The organism is Prevotella heparinolytica (assembly GCF_002998535.1).
Lineage (GTDB): Bacteria > Bacteroidota > Bacteroidia > Bacteroidales > Bacteroidaceae > Bacteroides > Bacteroides heparinolyticus.
Window position 1 is genome coordinate 1,249,941 of the sequence record NZ_CP027234.1, and the last position, 17,998, is coordinate 1,267,938.

Sequence of the window (17,998 nt, forward strand, 5' to 3'; positions counted from 1 at the left end):
TTCTCTTCTATATGTGTTTATCGATTGGGTATTTCTTCAATGCTTCAATCAGTTTCTCATTTTCTATATGTGTCCCTACCGTTACGCGCAGACAATTTCCGCAGAGTGAGACAAAATGGCGATTGCGTACAATGATACCCTCGCTGACCAAATAACTGTATATGTTCACGGCATCCGTCATACGGGCCAAAAAGAAATTAGCATTGGAGGGAAAGAGGTGTACCGTACAAGGCAATTTAGCAAACTCTTTTTCCATATTTTCTCGCTCTTCTTTCAAAGTCTTAACCCAATGCTCTATTTCATAGTAACGGTGTAGTGTTTCTACGGCTTGCTTTTGTGTCAGCAAGTTCACGTTATATGGATATTTTATTTTGCTGAGAATGCCGATAATATCCGGCGAAGCAAATGCCATACCCAAACGAATGGCAGCACATCCCCATGCTTTGGAGAAGGTCTGAAGAATAATAAGGTTGGGGTATTTATCCAATTCTTCAAGGAAAGAAGGTGCTTCGGAGAAATCGTTATAAGCTTCGTCCAGTATCACTAATCCGTCGAACTCCCGAAGCAGCTTTTCTATTTCACTGCGAAGCAAGTCGTTTCCGGTCGGATTGTTGGGAGAACAAAGAAAAATCAGCTTGGTATGTGCATCGGATGCTGCCAAAAGTTTGTCTGTCGAGAACTGGAATTCTTCATCAAGTAAAACTTTGCGATATTCCACGTCATTGACCTCGGCACAAACTTGGTACATCCCATAGGTGGGGTCTATGGCCACCACATTGTCTATGCGAGGCTCGCAAAAAGCACGGAACACCAAATCTATTGCTTCGTCGCTGCCGTTGCCGAGAAAGATGCGGTCGGGACTGATCTTTTTTATACGCGAAAGTTCTTTCTTCAGTTCCCACTGCATTGGGTCCGGATAACGGTTGTGAGGTGTGTTATAAGGATTTTCATTTGCATCAAGAAAGACGGATGCTGTTGCGCCTTTATATTCATCGCGTGCCGAAGAGTAAGGCTTCAGTTGCCAAATGTTCGGACGGCTTAACTCTTGTAATGGTTTCATGATTATATGGACGATTAAACGATTATTTTTTGCTATCCATGTCATTCAGTCTCACGGTGACGGCATTTTTATGTGCTGCCAGATTTTCATGGGTTGCCATCACTTCAATGGCAGGACCGATGGAACGAATGCCTTCGGGCTTCATCTCTTGGAAAGTAATCTTACGGATAAAGCTGTCGAGACTGACGCCGCTATATGCCTTGGCATAGCCATTTGTAGGTAGGGTGTGATTAGTTCCCGAAGCATAATCTCCGGCACTTTCCGGGGTGAGTGAACCTAAGAATACGGAACCGGCATTTATTATACGGTCGGCCACGGACATATAATCTGAAGTCTCTATAATAAGATGTTCGGGCGCATAAGCATTGGTCAGTTCAATTGCCTTCTCCATGCTATCTACCAGAATCAGCTTGCTGTTGGCAAGAGATTTTTTTGCAATCTCTTTGCGAGGCAATAAGGCCAACTGACGTTCTACTTCGGTTTGTACTGCTTGTTGCAACTTTGCAGATGTAGTGACCAGCATGGCCTGGCTGTCTGCCCCATGTTCCGCCTGGCTTAATAAATCGGCAGCGACAAAGACCGGATTGGCTGTTTCGTCGGCCAAGACCTCCACTTCAGAGGGACCGGCAGGCATATCAATGGCCACGTCACTCAGGCTGACCAGTTGTTTGGCAGCCGTGACATATTGATTGCCTGGGCCGAAAATCTTATATACCTTAGGTACGCTTTCCGTGCCATAAGCCATTGCGGCGATGGCTTGTATACCACCGATTTTGAAAATACGATTCACGCCTGCCACTTTTGCAGCAAACAGTACGACCGGGTGTACTTTTCCATCTTTTCCCGGAGGTGTGCATAGCACAATTTCCTTACATCCGGCAATCTTGGCAGGGACAGCCAGCATCAATACAGTAGAAAATAAAGGGGCTGTTCCTCCCGGAATATATAATCCAACTTTCTCAATGGCAACGGCCTTCTGCCAGCAAGTTACACCCGGTTGTGTCTGCACTTGCTTACCTTCAAACCGTTGTGCGGCATGAAAAGTCTCGATATTCTGTTTAGCCAGATAAATGGCAGCTTTTAAATCTTCGCCTATCAGTCCATCGGCTTCTTCTATTTCTTCTTCCAGTACGGGCAATGATGGTAATGACACTCCGTCAAACTTCTTTTCATATTCCAAGACAGCTTGATCACCTGCTGCTTTCACACGTTCGATGACACTTCTTACCGTATCAAACAGATTCTCGGTATTCATCATTGGACGTTTCAGAATTTCAGCCCATTGCGGTTTATCCGGATTTGATATTAATATCATAGTATATTATTTTAGTTATAAGTTGAAAAAAGAAAACTTACTTTCATCCATTTACCAAAACCTGCTTGCTAAACGATCATTTTTTCAATCGGCAAAACCAAGATACCTTCCGCTCCCAACGCTTTCAGTTTCCCAATGATTTCCCAAAAGCATCTTTCATCAAGTACCGTGTGTACAGAGCACCATCCTTCCTGTGCCAACGGCATTACAGTGGGACTCTTCATGCCCGGAAGCACGGCAACAATCTCTTCCAGTCTCGTTTTCGGAGCATTCATCAACACATACTTCTTGTCTTCGGCCGTTCTCACGGCATCCATACGAAACAGCAATTCCTTTAATATCTCCGATTTTTCCTCACTCATATTCTTGCAGCCAATCAGCAGGGCTTCCGACTTCATCACCACCTCTACTTCTTTCAACCGGTTACTCACCAAAGTTGAACCGGAACTTACAATATCAAAAATCGCGTCTGCCAAACCGATGCCCGGAGCAACCTCTACCGAACCCGTAATGACATGTATCTCGGCGCCAACCCCTTGCTCTTCCAAATATGTGGAGAGAATCCCAGGATAAGAAGTCGCTATTTTTTTCCCTTCAAACCATTCTATGCCCGGATATTCAATATCTTTCGGCATTGCCAGAGATAAACGGCATTTACTGAACCCCAAGCGCTTGATAATTTCGGCGCTCTCTTTCTTTTCAACAAATTCATTTTCGCCTACAATACCGATATCAGCTACTCCGGTGGCTACCGATTGCGGAATATCATCGTCTCTTAGAAATAAAACTTCAAGAGGAAAATTAGACGATTGCACCAACAGCGAGCGTTTCATGGCACTCAACTTAATGTCCGACTCTTCCAAGAAGGTCATTGTCTCGTCATAGAGGCGGCCTTTGGCCTGTACTGCGATTCTTAGCATGATTATTCTTTCTATTTTATGATTTATAATTCACTTATCGGGTCAATCCTAAAGAAACGGTTGTTCATATTCCTTTCCGATTACTCCTTTTAGACGTGTTAAAAGCAAAAACGAGACTTACCAAATAGTCGGTAAGCCTCGTTTTTTTGCTTTTTATTATACACAACACTCATACGCCCACCGAGTTATTCGCCAGGATGATGATGGTGATGATGTGCAAGAATAATATTCATTGTTTCATTATTTAATGCGACAAAAATAAACCTTCTATTTGAAAACACAAAATATTTGTCACATAAATTGCGGGAAATTCTTCCATACTATTAACAGCTGCGCAGCGCTTTCCAAACTTATTCGGAAATCGACACATTGGTCACTCGTTCCAGTTTAAAACAGTTCCGGTTAGGGTGAAAAGGTTTATAATCCGTATTTCGCTTTATCGTATTGTTGCGGAAGACCAATCCATTTACAGATTTGGCATAGAGAATTGGCATATCAAAACTGTCAAATTCATTGCTTTCAATAACAATGCTTTCCTTTTCTCCACCATGAAAATATTTCTGTTGCTTTTCCAAATCAGGTATCTCCGGATAAATGGAGATTACGGCTTCGGTAAATTGGTAAAGGCTGGTCAACGCATTGATGAAGCGGTTTTTACAAATAAGAACTTGACGGCAAGCACCGGTCTCGAACCAACCGTTGCAGTCGCCGCATAGCAAAATAGCGGTACCGGAGGTATGGTCAAACAAGTTGTTTTCAACGACAGTCTTTTTCGGAGTGCTGAACAAGGCTCCGCGTGCCCGATTGTTGCGTACAACATTTCTGGCAAACAGAACTTCCGGAGACCAAGTCAGATTTTCAATGCCGAATCCTTCTACCTCGCTGATGCAGGTATCCACAGGAGATTCGAAGGTTATAAGAAATTCGCGCGCACCATCCACAGTCTCTTTGTCATAAGATTGTATAGAGGCTATCCGGTTTTGCTTATTCGTCAGTTCCATCGTAATTGAGCGGACAAATTGCACTTCGTCACCCGGCCGTCCCCACTCCAATCCCCATGTCTGCCCATGCATGTAACGTCCTATCAATGTGTGGTCGTTCACACGTCTTACCACTTTTAGATAAGTGCCGTGCACATTGATGGCATCGTCCATCATGCCTTCGTATAAACCATTGCAAGAGATTATTTTTCCTTTACATCCGGAGAAGTGGGTGGCATCGGCCTGAGTAGTGAAATAACGAGGGTCATCGTCGCTCTTCAGACAAACACAGAACTTTTCAAGTGTAATGTTTTCACAAAGCTGTGCCAACAGCCCCATACCTTCGGCATAGTGTACTTTCACGTTTTCCAAGACAGTATTGACATTATGCGAGAGGAATATTCCCGGCGTAGGGCGTCCCCACCCGCGCATCACAAAGCGTGTTCCGGGTTGCAGGCAAGCATCTTTCCAGTTCGGAGCGCAGACTCTTCCGGGGGAAACTTCATATACTCCTTTAGGAGGACAACCGCGATCGCCTGAATTATAAACGAGATGTTTGGTTTTTTCCTCAAATGCTATTCCCCATGCCGGTCGTATGCTCCACGATGAGCCATAGACCTCGAACAGGCTGTCTTTAGTAATGCGATAGTTCACCCACGTCGCCGGTTCGAATGTGATGCCGTTTTCAGGATTATTCTCCACAATCGTGACTTGCGCAATGTGCGGATTATCAAAATCTATACTGAAGTTTTTGAGTGTGCAGTTGACAGAATAAAGCAAAGATATAGGAAGCATGCGTCCATGAAAGATGAATGCCGCCCCTGCCCCGTCCAATGTCAGTTTTTTCATATCCTCCAATGCTATACCCACCTTCTTGGGTTGCTCCTGATCATGATTGGAGATATAATACTCCCGTACGGCAGAACCCTTTTCATAAAAATCATAACGTCCCTTGCCAAACCGAATAACAATACTATCACCCTCCTTACATTCTGTTTTTATTTTCCGCAGCATCTTTTCTACCAAAGGAGATGCGTTCTTTTTACTGTCGGGAAGTAAACCGTACTTGGAGGCTTCGTATACTTTGATATCTTGGGGCTTGACTTGCGATGTCAAGCAAAACAGAAGCATACTGACAATTAAGATTGTTTTTTTCATAATGAAGTGATTTAAACTTTTCTTTTTCTCAAATATTTCCTTAGCAGAATTACCATAAATGCAATATAGTTCCATGATTCGCAATTCCTAACCGTTGTTTCAAATCGATTTAAAATAGTCCTGTAACTGTCCATCCATGCATTGGTCCTCTCAATGGCATAACGTTCAGCATACAACAGTTCGTCCACAACGGTATTATTGGGAGTCCCGTTTCTTTTATTGATGCAGATATTGGCGACTACTCCATGACAGCCAAGTACACTTCGAAGAGCTTTACAGTCAAATCCGGCATCCGCATTCAAGAAAAGACCATCTGTTCTGACTTTTGCAATCCCAAGATCATGCATCATGGAGCGGATTACGTTTTTTATGTCATGAGTATCATGATGTTCGCCGCTTTTAGGCGAAGACATGATAACCGGTATGCCTTGCCGGTCTGTAATATAAAGAGCGTTGGTTGTCTTGCGCTTTTTTCTACCCTGATCACCAACCTCCTCTCCACCACGCATAGCTACCGTATGACTTCCGTCAAGGTCTACACTTGACATATCAAACTTTGTACGGTGCTTATTCAAAAGATGAAGCCAAAGAGACTTCCATTCACCTTTTTTACTCCATTTGTTATAATGATGGAATACCCCACCATAGGTCAGAACCTTGTCACTGAACAGGGAATCTACAGGTAAATATTTCCACTGACACCCTGTTTTCAGTTTATAAAGAATGGCATTTACGATTTCAACAAGACTACTTTGAGTTACGAAACCACGTTTGCCCACACATAAATGAGGCAATATTTCACTTTTTATTGTATCTTTGTCCAACAAAGCGTACATAGGGATGTTGTTATGAATGAGTTTGCTCACCCATAATATAACAATTTTAGCTATTAGTACGCTGTTTATCATTGGATCAATTAGTTTAAATCACTTCATTCTTAATAAATTAAAGTTCTATTTCTGACTATTTTCTTTTTCCCTTCTTTCCTTAACTTTTTCCAATCCCGGCATCTTTTTAGCCAATGCACTTTCTCCAGCAGGAAAATAGAGAGGAAAGACTTGAAATAAGAAACTCACAATGTCATTGCGCTTCTTGCCCATGTTGAAAAAAGCAGAGCAGATAAAATACATAAGTTCTTGTTGGCTACAAGTGTCTTGTTGTGAAACCTCTGCAAAACTCATTGTTCAAGATTTGTTCATTTCATCATATTTTTGTAGCTTTATAGTATGAAACAACGTCCTTCTTCTCGGAGTTTTGCTGACCTAATAGTTGGTCATCGTAAGGTTAAACAGACCTTTTTCTTTCAAATCGATCAGATAATCGACTGGAATCCCATTCGTGGACTTATTGAAATTGCTTACACCAAAGGCAACCGTCCCACCGGTCGTCCAAGCTATGACAGCCTTGTGTTGTTCAAGACCGAACTTCTTGGTACATGGTATGGCTTGAGTGACGGCGAGGTCGAAGAGCAGGTAAATGACCGTCTGTCCTTCAGTGGCTTTGTCGGTTTAGGCTTGGGTGACTGCGCTCCAGATAGTACAACTGTATGCCGTTTCCGTAACATTTTGGTTGAAGCCGACCTTTACGACAATGTTCTGCAAGAGATAAATCGCCAGTTAGAGTTGGCTGGTGTTTTGGTTAAGCGTGGTGCTATCGTTGATGCAAGTATCACGGATAGTCCCGGTCGGCCTCGCGGCCGTAAGGAATACGAAGTAGTTGAGGATCGCAATGAGGAATCAGGCGGGGATGTAGCAGAAAACGCAGTGGTTAAAGAGATCGTCAAGCCCAATGTTGATGGTGAAGCACGTTGGGTAAAGAAGATGGGGCAGCTACACTTCGGTTACAAGCGACATTCGGTTACAGATGAGAACGGTTTGGTGATAGCCGAGGAAACCACACCGGCTAACGAAAGTGACATCAAACATTTGGAAAAGCCATTAGAAAAAGCTAAACTTCCACAAGGTACACCTGTTTATGCCGACAAGGGTTATGATTCTACAGCAAACAGGGATGTACTTAAACGTATGAAGCTCAAGAGTCGTATCATGTACAAAGGAGTAAGGGGACGTAAGCTAACGGAAAGAGAGCAGCGTGTTAATGTAGCAATCAGCAAGACACGGTACAAAGTGGAACGTACCTTTGGATCTATTCACAGATGGTTTCATGGTGGGATAGCCAGATATGTAGGTTTAGCTAAGACTCACGCACAACACATCATGGAGGCTATTGCCTACAATTTATATCGAACTCCAGGGATAATTGTGGCTAATTCTCTCCAATAAGAGGAGAGTATGAGATGAAATAGAGCATATACAGCCTAAAAATCAAAAATATAGACTGCAGGTGAGCCAATATTGCTCAAAAACAAGAATGATAGAGAATGGGGTAAGGTTTTGCAGAGGTCTCAATCTGTCAATGGCATTCATTTTGCCATTCTGAAAATGAAGATGCGGATGGCAAGCCGCATCTCCGTGAGGGTAACTTATGCCTTCAGCCTTGCAATGTGATGATCTCGTCCATGCGGACATCGAACGGTTCGGCCGGAACTTCTTCTACAAGCTGATAGGGGAAGCAGATGCCCGCTTTGTAGGCAGAGGGAATACGCGGCAGGAGGCGGTCATAATATCCTTTTCCGCGTCCCAGCCGATTACCATTGCGATCGAATGCTACGCCGGGAATCAGAACGAAGTCGATGCTCTCGTAGCGGGTGAAAGGTTCTCCCGTAGGTTCTTCGATACCGTATGCACCCGGTGCAAGATCTTCCGGCCCGGTGTACAGCCGCAACTCCAAATCATCTCCTGCAACTACCGGAAGCAGTATTTGCTTGGCGTGGCTCCATTTCCGGATAAAGGCATGCGTATCCACTTCATCTTTCAGAGAGTGGTAGAGCAGTACGGTATTTGCCGCTCTGAAAGCCGGATGTGTTTCGAGGGCGGCAAGTATTTCAGCAGACTGATGCGTAGCGGAAACTTGGTGTTGCGCTTTTAATAAAGCTACCTGTTTGCGCAGTTCTTTTTTTCTTTCCATCATTCTTTTTCTCCTCCATGATTGGAGATTCTTTTTCCGGAGCTTTTGGAAAAGCCTCGCCGTTTTCCAGAATTTCCAATGCTTTTTTAACGGTCGGGTCGCTTTGGTTGATATAACGGATGTAGGATTCCCTGCCCAGAATGTTATAGATGATATTACCATACAGACTTCTTTCCAACAACTTGTAAGACTTGTTGATGAGAAGATTGCGTCTTTTTATGCCTTTGGAATCGGCAAAACGCACGAACTGTTCTATGATGCCTTGGTGGCGGAGATACTTCAACAAACTTTCCTCATTTTCGTATTCGCTCAGCTTAGAGCGGTTACGGTCTGTGTATTGGAAACTGAATTGCAGAATCAGTCCTTTGTTGCTGACCTCTATCATGTAAGAAGACACACCGGTAGTATCTTGTGGCACAAAGATGTCCGGCATGATGCCACCACCGCCATATACCACTCTTCCCAAGCCTGTGGAGTAGCGCAGACTTTCGTCCATTTTGATACTGTCTTTTGAGAAAAATTCACCATGCTCGTAGCGGGTAATCCAGTCCATCTCATACCTGCTGTCTTTCCCGTTCTCGTACGGACGTTGTATGCAGCGACCGGAGGGGGTGTAGTAGCGGGCAATGGTCAGACGGATGGCCGAACCGTCACTGAAGTCAATAGGTTGTTGCACCAGTCCCTTTCCGAAAGAACGGCGTCCCACAATGGTGCCTCGGTCATTGTCCTGAATGGCTCCTGCAAAGATTTCACTGGCAGAAGCCGAGCCTTCGTTCACCAGCACCACCAATGGCATCTTCTGGCAACTACCTGTACCGTTGGCATACTCTTCCATACGGGGATATTTGCGGCCGTGAGTATATACAATCAGCTTCCCTTCCGGAAGAAATTCATTAACCATGCGCGTGGCGGCCTCCATATAGCCTCCGGTATTGTCGCGTAAATCAATAATCAGCCCTTTGCATTTTTCATGGCTCAATTGTGCAATGGCATTCAGCAACTCCACGTGTGTGGTGCGTCCGAACTTGCTGATTTGTATGTAACCGAAGTCATTGTCTATCATATAGGCGGCATCGATGGTATTTTGAGGGATATCGCCGCGGGTGATGGTGAAAGAAAGCAGATCCTTTTCTGTGCCGCGTTTTACGCCCAGCTTCACTTGGCTGCCTTTGGGTCCTTTCAGATTACGCATCGCTTTTTCGTTGGTTACTCCTTTACCCACAAAGATGCTGTCATTGACCATCACAATCCGGTCGCCGGCCATCAAGCCTACTTTCTCGGAAGGGCCACCCGGAATGACACTGTTTACGTGTATCGTGTCTTCTTGAATAGTAAACTGAATGCCGATGCCACTGAAGCTACCTTCGAGTTCGGAATTGACTTCTTCCAACTTTTGTGCCGGGATATAAGTGGAGTGAGGGTCGAGTTCCGCCAATATCTGCGGCATGGCTTTCTCTACCAAGTCGGTCATGTTGACGGTATCGACATATTGGTCATCGATGACACGCAACAGTGCATTTAGCTTGTTGGACGAACTGTTTATGATGCCCAGTTTGTTGCCGGCAAAATGTCTTGCATAAAACGTTCCGATAAGGATTCCCACTACTACGCTGATCGCTATGATAAGCGGCATAAAGCGGGAAGTGTTTTTTGTACCCATGATGTTTATTTACTATTTTGTTGTTTGCAACTTACTACTTTTAATCTGCGGTTTGCTGTTTGTGGCTTTATTGCTTACGATTTGCGATTTGTCTGCCCATCGTTCTGCTTCCGTCGCTTATCACTAACCGCTAATCACTGTCCATTAATCGTTTCCAATAAATACCACTTCAATCCCTGCTCGTTTCAACAGTTCGATGCCATCTTCCAAACGGTATTTCTCGGAATAGACCACCCGTTTGATGCCCGCTTGAATAATTAGTTTGGAACATTCTATGCAGGGAGAGGCGGTGACATACATCGTAGCGCCGTCGCTGCTGTTGTTTGAACGGGCAATCTTGGTGATGGCGTTGGCTTCCGCATGAAGCACATAGGGCTTGGTGATATTATCCTCGTCTTCACATACGTTCTCGAAACCGGAAGGAGTACCGTTGTAACCGTCAGAGATAATCATTTTGTCTTTTACAATGAGTGCTCCCACTTGGCGTCGTTTGCAGTATGAGTTTTCAGCCCAGATGCTTGCCATGCGTATGTAACGTTTGTCCAATGCTTCTTGTTTATCTTTTGCAGAATCGTCCATGATTTCTTATGCTTATCTTTTACGGGAGAATCCCATTACCCGAATTGTGTTTCCGTCTTTAAAAAAGAGAGTTAAAGAATTAGCATTCCCTTCGTATTGATAGACGGTTTTCAGTCCCTTGATGAACGCGTTGGCTAAGGCATCGCTTTCAGAACCTTTTATATCCGGGTGGAGTGTCACCGTCTGCGACTTTCCATTGGCGCTCCAGCTACCGCTGAAACTCGAGCGGATGCCTTGTCCGCTGATTCTTGCTCCCATTAGTTCACCGTTCAGTTCGGAACCTTCGAAAATCAGGGTGAAGTTATCTTCTACCTTTAATGCTTCTTTGCTGCTGTTGGCGGCTTTCTCGTCTTGCCACAGGCCGGGATAAAATTGTGCGCTGCTGCCTTCGTTAGTCAAACGACTGAGTTTCCATGTCTTACCGGTGAAAACTTCTATGACGTCATCCTTGTTGTTGCATCCACTCAGCATAGGAAGCAGAGAGAGAACAAACAGAATGCAGCCGATGTGTCTTGTTCTGTTTATCATTTTCTTATGCCATTTCTGATTAATAATGCTTCGATTGTAGGTTCTTGTCCACGGAACCGCTTGTAGAGCGTCATAGGATGTTCTATGCCGCCTTTTGAGAGGATGTTCTCGCGGAAAGAATCGGCTACTTCTTGATTGAAGATACCTTTTTGCTTGAACAGAGAGAATGCATCGGCATCCAATACCTCCGCCCATTTGTAGCTGTAATACCCGGCAGAGTATCCTCCGGCAAAGATGTGGGAGAATTGTGTACTCATGCAGGCTTCCTCAACCACAGGAAGTATTTGCGCTTTTTCCCACGCTTTCTTTTCGTATGTTTTCACATCGCCGTCGAAAGGAGTATTACGTGTGTACCATCCCATATCGAGCAAACCAAAGCTGACTTGTCTCAGGCAGGCATTGGCAACATTGAAGTTTGCGGAGTCTGTGATGCGCTGTATCAATTCGTCGGGTATCAATTCTCCGGTTTGGTAGTGGCGGGCAAAGGTATGCAAGAAGTCTTTCTCGATGGCGAAGTTTTCCATGATTTGAGAAGGGAGCTCCACAAAATCCCAATAAACGTTGGTTCCGCTTAAACTTTCGTAAGTGGTATTGGCAAATATGCCATGCAGGCTGTGGCCAAACTCATGCAAGAATGTCTCTACTTCATCGAAAGTGAGCAAAGCGGGCTTTTCGGCTGTAGGTTTGGTGAAGTTCATCACGATGGATATATGCGGGCGACTATTCTCGTCGCTGTTCTCGGATATCCATTGCCCCTTGTAGCTTGTCATCCATGCGCCCGCACGTTTGCTTGCTCTGGGGTGAAAATCTGTATAGAGCACAGCAAGGAACTTACCATCCTTGTCGAATACTTCGTAGGCATCCACGTCTTTGTGGTAAACGGGGATTGTAGGATTTTTCTTGAAAGTGATGCCATACAAACGGGTTGCTAATCCGAAGACGCCTTCCTTTACCTTGCTTAACTCGAAATAGGAACGTAGCATCTCGTCGTTGATGTTGAACTTCTTATTCTTCAGCTTGTGGGAATAGTAGGCCCAGTCCCACGGCATCAAGGTGAAGTCGTTTCCTTGCTCTTGGCGTGCCAATGCCTGCACCTCTGCATACTCTTGTTTGGCTGTGGGGCTATACGCATCCAGTAGCCGGTTAAGTAGTTTGTACACGGCATCGCTGTTCTGGGCCATGCGTTCCTGCAGGATGTATGCGGCGAAGTTGTCATAGCCCAATAAACGAGCTATCTCCAAACGGACATTGACTAGTTTTTTTACAATCTCCAGATTGTTGTAAGCATTGTCATGGGTACATTTAGTGTTGTAGGCCATGTAAAGTTCACGACGTAGCTGACGGTTGTCGGCATACATCATGAAGGGGCCATAGCTTGGGGCTTGCAGGGTGAATATCCAACCTTCGGTTGCTGTTTCTTTGGCTGTTTCTTCGGCTGCTTCTATTGAACTTTCCGGCAGGCCTGCCAACTGTGATTTATCGGTGATGACCATTCGATAGGAGTTTGTCTCTTTCAGGTTGTTGTCACTGAATTGCAATGTAAGCAGGCTGAGTTCCTTGGATAAAGCACGGTATTTCTCTTTGGCTTCTCCTTGCAGGTTTGCCCCGTTGCGTACAAAACCATTGTAAACCTCTTCCAGCAGTTTCTGTTGTTCGGCGGACAAAGCTTCTTTGTTGCGTTGCTCATAAACGGTCTTGATGCGCGCAAACAGTTTTTCGTTCATGCTGATATTGTTGGCATGTTCGCTCATCAGAGGCATGATTGCCTTGGCAAGTTCCTGCAACTCGTCGTTGGTCTCTGCACTGAGCAGATTACCGAATACGGTGCTGACGCGTTGAAGCATCTCGCCGGATTTCTCGTAAGCCAGCACGGTGTTGGCAAAAGTTGGAGCTTCGGGGTTTGTAATGATGGCTTCTATTTCTGCATTTTGTCTGCGGATGCCTTCGTTTATGGCAGGTTGGTAATCTTCTGTTTTTATCTTGTTGAAGGGAACAACTCCGTGCAACGTGGAGTATGGCTCAAAAAATATATTTTGTGATGATAGGTTGTTCATAAAACAGAGTAATATAAAAGTTAGTAAATTCTTTCTCATGGCGGTCGGTTTTTCTAATGAATAGTTCGCAAAATTGCAAAAAAAAATGGTGACTTCTATAGAAGCCACCATTTTTTATTATTTTCTAACTGTATATTAACCGTTAACAGATGCCATGTGGGCAACCAGGTCAAGAACCTTGTTGGAATAACCGATTTCATTGTCATACCAAGATACAACCTTAACGAATGTATCAGTCAGGGCGATACCTGCTTTAGCATCGAAGATTGAAGTACGGGTGTCACCCAAGAAGTCGGAAGAAACAACTGCATCTTCAGTGTAACCCAGGATGCCCTTCAATTCGCCTTCAGAAGCTTCCTTCATGGCAGCGCAGATTTCAGCGTAAGTGGCAGGCTTGGCCAAGTTTACAGTCAAGTCAACTACAGATACATCCAAAGTCGGAACACGCATCGACATACCGGTCAATTTGCCGTTCAGTGAAGGAATTACTTTACCTACAGCTTTAGCAGCACCGGTAGAAGAGGGGATGATGTTGCCTGAAGCAGCGCGACCACCTCTCCAGTCTTTCATGGAAGGACCGTCAACTGTCTTCTGAGTAGCAGTTGTAGAGTGAACGGTAGTCATCAAACCGTCAGTGATGCCCCATTTGTCGTTCAATACTTTAGCGATAGGAGCCAAGCAGTTGGTGGTACAAGAAGCGTTAGATACGAATTGAGTACCCTTGACGTAAGTCTTCTCGTTAACACCGCAAACAAACATCGGAGTGTCGTCCTTGGAAGGAGCAGACATTACAACGTATTTTGCACCGGCTTCGATGTGAGCTTGAGCTTTCTCTTTGGACAGGAACAAACCTGTGGATTCTACTACATATTCTGCACCTACTTCATTCCATTTCAAATCAGCAGGGTTCTTCTCTGCTGTGATGCGAATAGCTTTGCCGTTTACGATCAGCTGGCTCTTTTCTACGTCAGCCTCGATCGTTCCGTCGAACTGTCCGTGCATTGTGTCGTACTTCAGCATGTATGCCAGGTAATCTACCGGGCAAAGGTCGTTAATACCAACGATTTGAATATCGTTTCTTTTCTGTGCAGCGCGGAATACGAAACGTCCGATACGTCCGAATCCATTAATACCTACTTTAACCATTTTGTTTAAACTTTTAAAGGTTCTTATAATATTTGTTCAAATATCTCTCACATTAAAAATGCATTTTTTTTATTTTGCGGTGCAAAAGTACGAAATTGTTTTTATATTCGCATTGAAAATCATAATTAAATAATTGAAAAGATGGGAAAAAGTTCATTTTTGCAGGAGTTTAAGGCCTTTGCCATGAAGGGAAATGTGGTAGACATGGCTGTCGGTGTAATCATTGGCGGAGCGTTCGGGAAGATTGTTTCTTCCATAGTAGCTGATGTGATTATGCCTCCTATCGGGTTGCTGGTAGGTGGCGTGAATTTTACGGACTTGAAGTGGGTGATGAAATCTGCCGAGATGGTGAATGGAGAAGAGGTTGCTGCCGTAACGTTGAATTATGGCAACTTTTTGCAGGCAACCTTCGACTTTCTGATCATCGCTTTCTCTATCTTCTTGTTTATAAAATTAATTGCCAAGTTGGGCGAAAAGAAGAAGAAGGAAGAAGCTCCGGCTGCTTCTCCTGCACCGACGAAAGAAGAGGTGCTGCTGACGGAAATCCGTGATTTGTTGAAAGAGAAAAAGTAAATTCACTCCTGCATAGCGGTGCTCCATTCCTGACGCAAGGTCCGTCAGGACTTATTTTAATCTGTCGTGCCCTATACGCTTTTCGTGTGGAGAGTGTATAGGGCACGACTTTTATCTCCCTCCCCCCCCCCTCCGCACTTCGTCGTCCGCAACTCCGCACTTCGTCGTCCGTAAGCCCGCACTTCGTCACCCGTAAGCCCGCACTTCACCGTCTGCAATCTCACACCTTGCAACCGTTGCGCCCTCACGTTACGACGCATACGGTGTGGCGTTCCTCCACCTCCTCCACCTTAAGAGGAGGAATTATATGGAGGAGGTATTTTCTTTTCTCTTCTTCTCTATTCTTTTCTTCTCTCGCGCGCGCGAGGAGAGACCCGCACGATAACTCGCTAATAGGCTGCATGTTATCCCGCTTTTTGCCGCTTTCCGGACTGCTTGCCGACTGCGAGTCAGCAGGCAATCGGCAGGCAGTCGGCTACAAGTCCGTCCGGAGTCGCTGCGCAAGCTTCGGACACTTCCGCAGCAGCGGCAGGAGAAGTTGCCGCCTGAAAATCCCCGTCCTCTTCTGCAAGCGAGCAGGTATCATATTTTGGGAGGGTTATATTATTAGGTTATGTTTTTTTTCTTACTTTTGCACTTCATAAAGAAAACCATAACGATTTGATATGCAAGAAAAAATTGTAATTCTTGATTTTGGTTCGCAAACCACGCAACTTATAGGTCGCCGTCTGCGCGAACTGAATGTCTATTGCGAAATTGTACCTTACAACAAATTTCCATATGGAGATGCGAGTGTAAAAGGAGTTATCCTTTCGGGTAGCCCCTTTTCTGTTTATGACGAGAGTGCGTTCAAGGTAGATTTGAGTGGAATTCGTGGGAAATACCCCATTTTGGGCATCTGTTACGGTGCGCAGTTCATTTCTTATAGCAACGGCGGAAGGGTAGAACCTGCAGGAACCCGCGAATACGGGCGGGCGCATCTCAGTTTGTTCGACCCGGCAAATGTCCTGTTCAAAGGGGTTAAGCAGAACACACAGGTTTGGATGAGTCATGGAGATACGATTACAGCTATTCCCGATAACTTCAAGGTCATAGCCTCTACGGATAAAGTGGCGATTGCCGCTTATCAGATACAGGGAGAAGATGTATGGGGCGTGCAGTTTCATCCGGAAGTATTCCATTCCGAAGACGGTACGCAGATGTTGCGTAACTTCGTTGTGGAGATTTGCGGATGTAGCCAGAGCTGGAGTGCGGCCTCGTTTGTAGATACCACGGTGGCAGAGTTGAAAGCGCAGCTTGGCAACGACCGTGTCATCTTGGGACTTAGCGGCGGTGTGGATTCCTCTGTGGCTGCCGTATTGCTGAATCGTGCCATCGGTAAAAATCTGACATGTATCTTCGTGGACCACGGTTTGCTCCGTAAAGACGAGTTCAAGAATGTGATGCACGATTATGAGTGCCTGGGTCTGAACGTGATTGGAGTAGATGCCAGCGAAAAGTTTTTCAAAGATTTGGAAGGCGTCACCGACCCTGAGAAGAAACGTAAGATTATCGGACGCGATTTTATCGAAGTGTTCGATGCCGAAGCGCATAAAATTACCGATGCCCGCTGGTTGGCGCAAGGCACCATCTATCCCGACCGTATCGAAAGCCTGAACATTACGGGTAAGACAATCAAGAGCCATCACAATGTGGGAGGCCTGCCCGAAGAGATGAATCTTAGGTTGTGCGAGCCGTTGCAATGGCTCTTTAAAGACGAAGTTCGCCGTGTGGGGCGCGAATTGGGCATGCCCGAACATTTGATTACCCGCCATCCTTTCCCCGGGCCGGGACTGGCTGTTCGTATTCTGGGCGATATCACACGCGAGAAAGTACGCACGCTGCAAGAGGCCGATGATATTTTTATTCAGGGCTTGCGTGATTGGAAAGTGAAAGATGCCGATGGCAACGAAACCTCGCTTTACCATCAGGTATGGCAGGCAGGTGTTATCCTGCTGCCCGTGCAGAGTGTGGGGGTTATGGGTGACGAACGTACTTACGAGCGTGCCGTGGCTTTGCGTGCCGTTACCTCTACCGACGCCATGACGGCCGATTGGGCACATTTGCCTTACGAATTCTTGGGCAAAGTATCCAATGATATTATAAACAAGGTGAAAGGAGTGAATCGTGTGACGTATGATATCTCTTCAAAACCGCCCAGCACCATAGAGTGGGAATAAGGCTTTCCTTTTAGGTATAAATTGATATGGATTCCACGGATCAAGTCAGTAAGAACAGGCTATCCGTGGAATTTTTATCTGATGACGGCGCTGCTTATAAGAGTTTCTCCGCATCAGGGATAACGATTTCACCTCTATGCAGTTCAAGCAGTCCTTTTTCCTGCATATTGTTCAGCGTTTTCGATACCCCCATGCGAGTATCGTTCATTACTTGGGCCAGAACTTCCATCTTAATTTTTAGTATTTTCTCTCCTGACGGACGCTCAATATGAGACAAAATAAAATTCTTGATATGCTTTTCAAGACTTTTGGCATTTCTTGTCCACAGGCGATTGTTTAAGTTCTGGGTGCGATTACTGATGACGTTTATATAATTCAGGCGGAATATCTCATATCTGAGGAGTTCGGTCGTGACAAAATCCTTGCTTACACTTACCGTATGTATTTCTGTCCGGGCTGTAAACGTTGAAACATAAACCGTGTTCATGCCGAATGGCGATTGCGGTTCTATAAGACAAGGGGCTTGGAAATACTCCGTGAAACTGTATGACATATCCTTGGATAAAGTAGTTGAAGCAACTTCTCCTTTCAAAATGAATATTAGTCTATTGCATACATCACCGGCTTTTACGATGACTTCACCGGCTTTGTGCTTTGTAAAGCTTAGTTTTATCTTTCCCAGAATGTTGGTGAAATCTTCCTGGGCGAGACCTTGGAAGAGCGGCAGTTGCAAGATGGTATCGAACATTGTATTCATGATGGTTCTTTTCTTCTGGTTC

General features: G+C 45.0%; 15 protein-coding genes and 1 pseudogene. 3 read left to right on the plus strand and 13 right to left on the minus strand.

Going from position 1 to position 17,998, the window contains the following annotated elements; translation table 11 throughout:
* Window positions 1-7: 7 nt before the first annotated feature.
* From hisC to C3V43_RS05185, 6 genes and pseudogenes are all read right to left on the minus strand, one after another.
* Entirely contained in the window at window positions 8-1,060 is a 1,053-nt protein-coding gene (hisC, locus tag C3V43_RS05160; protein ID WP_106068883.1) for a histidinol-phosphate transaminase, read from the minus strand.
* Window positions 1,061-1,082: 22 nt separating this feature from the next.
* Window positions 1,083-2,375 carry a histidinol dehydrogenase gene (gene hisD, locus C3V43_RS05165; protein WP_106068884.1) on the minus strand — a complete coding sequence of 431 codons (1,293 nt, stop codon included), beginning with the start codon at window positions 2,373-2,375 and terminating at the stop codon, window positions 1,083-1,085.
* Between the two features lie 68 nt (window positions 2,376-2,443).
* Window positions 2,444-3,295 carry an ATP phosphoribosyltransferase gene (hisG, locus tag C3V43_RS05170; RefSeq protein ID WP_106068885.1) on the minus strand — a complete coding sequence of 284 codons (852 nt, stop codon included), beginning with the start codon at window positions 3,293-3,295 and terminating at the stop codon, window positions 2,444-2,446.
* A gap of 350 nt (window positions 3,296-3,645) precedes the next feature.
* On the minus strand, window positions 3,646-5,433 hold the full coding sequence (locus C3V43_RS05175) for an alpha-1,3-galactosidase-related protein (protein ID WP_106068886.1): 1,788 nt from the start codon (window positions 5,431-5,433) through the stop codon (window positions 3,646-3,648).
* An 11-nt stretch (window positions 5,434-5,444) separates the two neighbouring features.
* Window positions 5,445-6,341, minus strand: coding sequence for an IS5 family transposase (locus C3V43_RS05180; RefSeq protein WP_106068428.1), 897 nt, complete (start codon window positions 6,339-6,341; stop codon window positions 5,445-5,447).
* A 45-nt stretch (window positions 6,342-6,386) separates the two neighbouring features.
* Window positions 6,387-6,587, minus strand: a pseudogene (locus C3V43_RS05185) (hypothetical protein); the annotation flags it as partial.
* A gap of 72 nt (window positions 6,588-6,659) precedes the next feature.
* On the opposite strand from C3V43_RS05185, the gene C3V43_RS05190 reads away from it, so the two are divergent.
* Entirely contained in the window at window positions 6,660-7,715 is a 1,056-nt protein-coding gene (locus C3V43_RS05190) for an IS5 family transposase (protein WP_106068887.1), read from the plus strand.
* A gap of 208 nt (window positions 7,716-7,923) precedes the next feature.
* Here the strand turns inward: C3V43_RS05190 and C3V43_RS05195 are convergent, their stop codons facing one another.
* The 6 genes from C3V43_RS05195 to gap form a co-directional block, all read right to left on the minus strand.
* A complete protein-coding gene (locus C3V43_RS05195) occupies window positions 7,924-8,460 on the minus strand; it encodes a 5-formyltetrahydrofolate cyclo-ligase (protein ID WP_106068888.1) in 537 nt (178 codons plus the stop codon).
* Window positions 8,378-10,120, minus strand: a complete 1,743-nt coding sequence (locus C3V43_RS05200) for a S41 family peptidase (RefSeq protein WP_106068889.1) — start codon at window positions 10,118-10,120, stop codon at window positions 8,378-8,380. Before C3V43_RS05200 ends, C3V43_RS05195 begins: the two co-directional genes overlap by 83 nt.
* A 144-nt stretch (window positions 10,121-10,264) precedes the next feature.
* Entirely contained in the window at window positions 10,265-10,699 is a 435-nt protein-coding gene (locus C3V43_RS05205) for a dCMP deaminase family protein (protein ID WP_106068890.1), read from the minus strand.
* A 12-nt stretch (window positions 10,700-10,711) separates the two neighbouring features.
* On the minus strand, window positions 10,712-11,227 hold the full coding sequence (locus tag C3V43_RS05210) for a DUF4847 family protein (RefSeq protein ID WP_106068891.1): 516 nt from the start codon (window positions 11,225-11,227) through the stop codon (window positions 10,712-10,714).
* Window positions 11,224-13,320: a M3 family metallopeptidase gene (locus C3V43_RS05215; protein ID WP_394336153.1), complete on the minus strand. Its 2,097-nt coding sequence runs from the start codon at window positions 13,318-13,320 to the stop codon at window positions 11,224-11,226. The genes C3V43_RS05210 and C3V43_RS05215 overlap by 4 nt, the downstream gene beginning before the upstream one ends.
* Window positions 13,321-13,416: 96 nt before the next feature.
* Window positions 13,417-14,427 carry a type I glyceraldehyde-3-phosphate dehydrogenase gene (gene gap, locus C3V43_RS05220; protein WP_106068893.1) on the minus strand — a complete coding sequence of 337 codons (1,011 nt, stop codon included), beginning with the start codon at window positions 14,425-14,427 and terminating at the stop codon, window positions 13,417-13,419.
* Between the two features lie 141 nt (window positions 14,428-14,568).
* On the opposite strand from gap, the gene mscL reads away from it, so the two are divergent.
* Together mscL and guaA are read left to right on the plus strand one after the other, a co-directional pair.
* Entirely contained in the window at window positions 14,569-15,000 is a 432-nt protein-coding gene (gene mscL / locus C3V43_RS05225) for a large-conductance mechanosensitive channel protein MscL (protein ID WP_106068894.1), read from the plus strand.
* Between the two features lie 665 nt (window positions 15,001-15,665).
* The gene (guaA, locus tag C3V43_RS05230; RefSeq protein ID WP_106068895.1) at window positions 15,666-17,219 is read left to right on the plus strand and encodes a glutamine-hydrolyzing GMP synthase; all 1,554 of its coding nucleotides are present in this window, start codon (window positions 15,666-15,668) and stop codon (window positions 17,217-17,219) included.
* Between the two features lie 94 nt (window positions 17,220-17,313).
* Here the strand turns inward: guaA and C3V43_RS05235 are convergent, their stop codons facing one another.
* A complete protein-coding gene (locus C3V43_RS05235; RefSeq protein ID WP_106068896.1) occupies window positions 17,314-17,976 on the minus strand; it encodes a Crp/Fnr family transcriptional regulator in 663 nt (220 codons plus the stop codon).
* Between the last annotated feature and the right edge of the window lie 22 nt (window positions 17,977-17,998).

Bases quoted from the DNA above. Each gene is read 5' to 3' on its own strand.
- C3V43_RS05190 (WP_106068887.1), top strand. From the start codon at position 6,660: ATGAAACAACGTCCTTCTTCTCGGAGTTTTGCTGACCTAATAGTTGGT.
- guaA (WP_106068895.1), top strand. From the start codon at position 15,666: ATGCAAGAAAAAATTGTAATTCTTGATTTTGGTTCGCAAACCACGCAA.
- C3V43_RS05215 (WP_394336153.1), bottom strand. From the start codon at position 13,320: ATGAGAAAGAATTTACTAACTTTTATATTACTCTGTTTTATGAACAAC.
- hisG (WP_106068885.1), bottom strand. From the start codon at position 3,295: ATGCTAAGAATCGCAGTACAGGCCAAAGGCCGCCTCTATGACGAGACA.
- hisC (WP_106068883.1), bottom strand. From the start codon at position 1,060: ATGAAACCATTACAAGAGTTAAGCCGTCCGAACATTTGGCAACTGAAG.
- hisD (WP_106068884.1), bottom strand. From the start codon at position 2,375: ATGATATTAATATCAAATCCGGATAAACCGCAATGGGCTGAAATTCTG.
- C3V43_RS05175 (WP_106068886.1), bottom strand. From the start codon at position 5,433: ATGAAAAAAACAATCTTAATTGTCAGTATGCTTCTGTTTTGCTTGACA.
- gap (WP_106068893.1), bottom strand. From the start codon at position 14,427: ATGGTTAAAGTAGGTATTAATGGATTCGGACGTATCGGACGTTTCGTA.
- C3V43_RS05235 (WP_106068896.1), bottom strand. From the start codon at position 17,976: ATGAATACAATGTTCGATACCATCTTGCAACTGCCGCTCTTCCAAGGT.
- C3V43_RS05210 (WP_106068891.1), bottom strand. From the start codon at position 11,227: ATGATAAACAGAACAAGACACATCGGCTGCATTCTGTTTGTTCTCTCT.
- C3V43_RS05195 (WP_106068888.1), bottom strand. From the start codon at position 8,460: ATGGAAAGAAAAAAAGAACTGCGCAAACAGGTAGCTTTATTAAAAGCG.
- mscL (WP_106068894.1), top strand. From the start codon at position 14,569: ATGGGAAAAAGTTCATTTTTGCAGGAGTTTAAGGCCTTTGCCATGAAG.
- C3V43_RS05200 (WP_106068889.1), bottom strand. From the start codon at position 10,120: ATGGGTACAAAAAACACTTCCCGCTTTATGCCGCTTATCATAGCGATC.
- C3V43_RS05205 (WP_106068890.1), bottom strand. From the start codon at position 10,699: ATGGACGATTCTGCAAAAGATAAACAAGAAGCATTGGACAAACGTTAC.
- C3V43_RS05180 (WP_106068428.1), bottom strand. From the start codon at position 6,341: ATGATAAACAGCGTACTAATAGCTAAAATTGTTATATTATGGGTGAGC.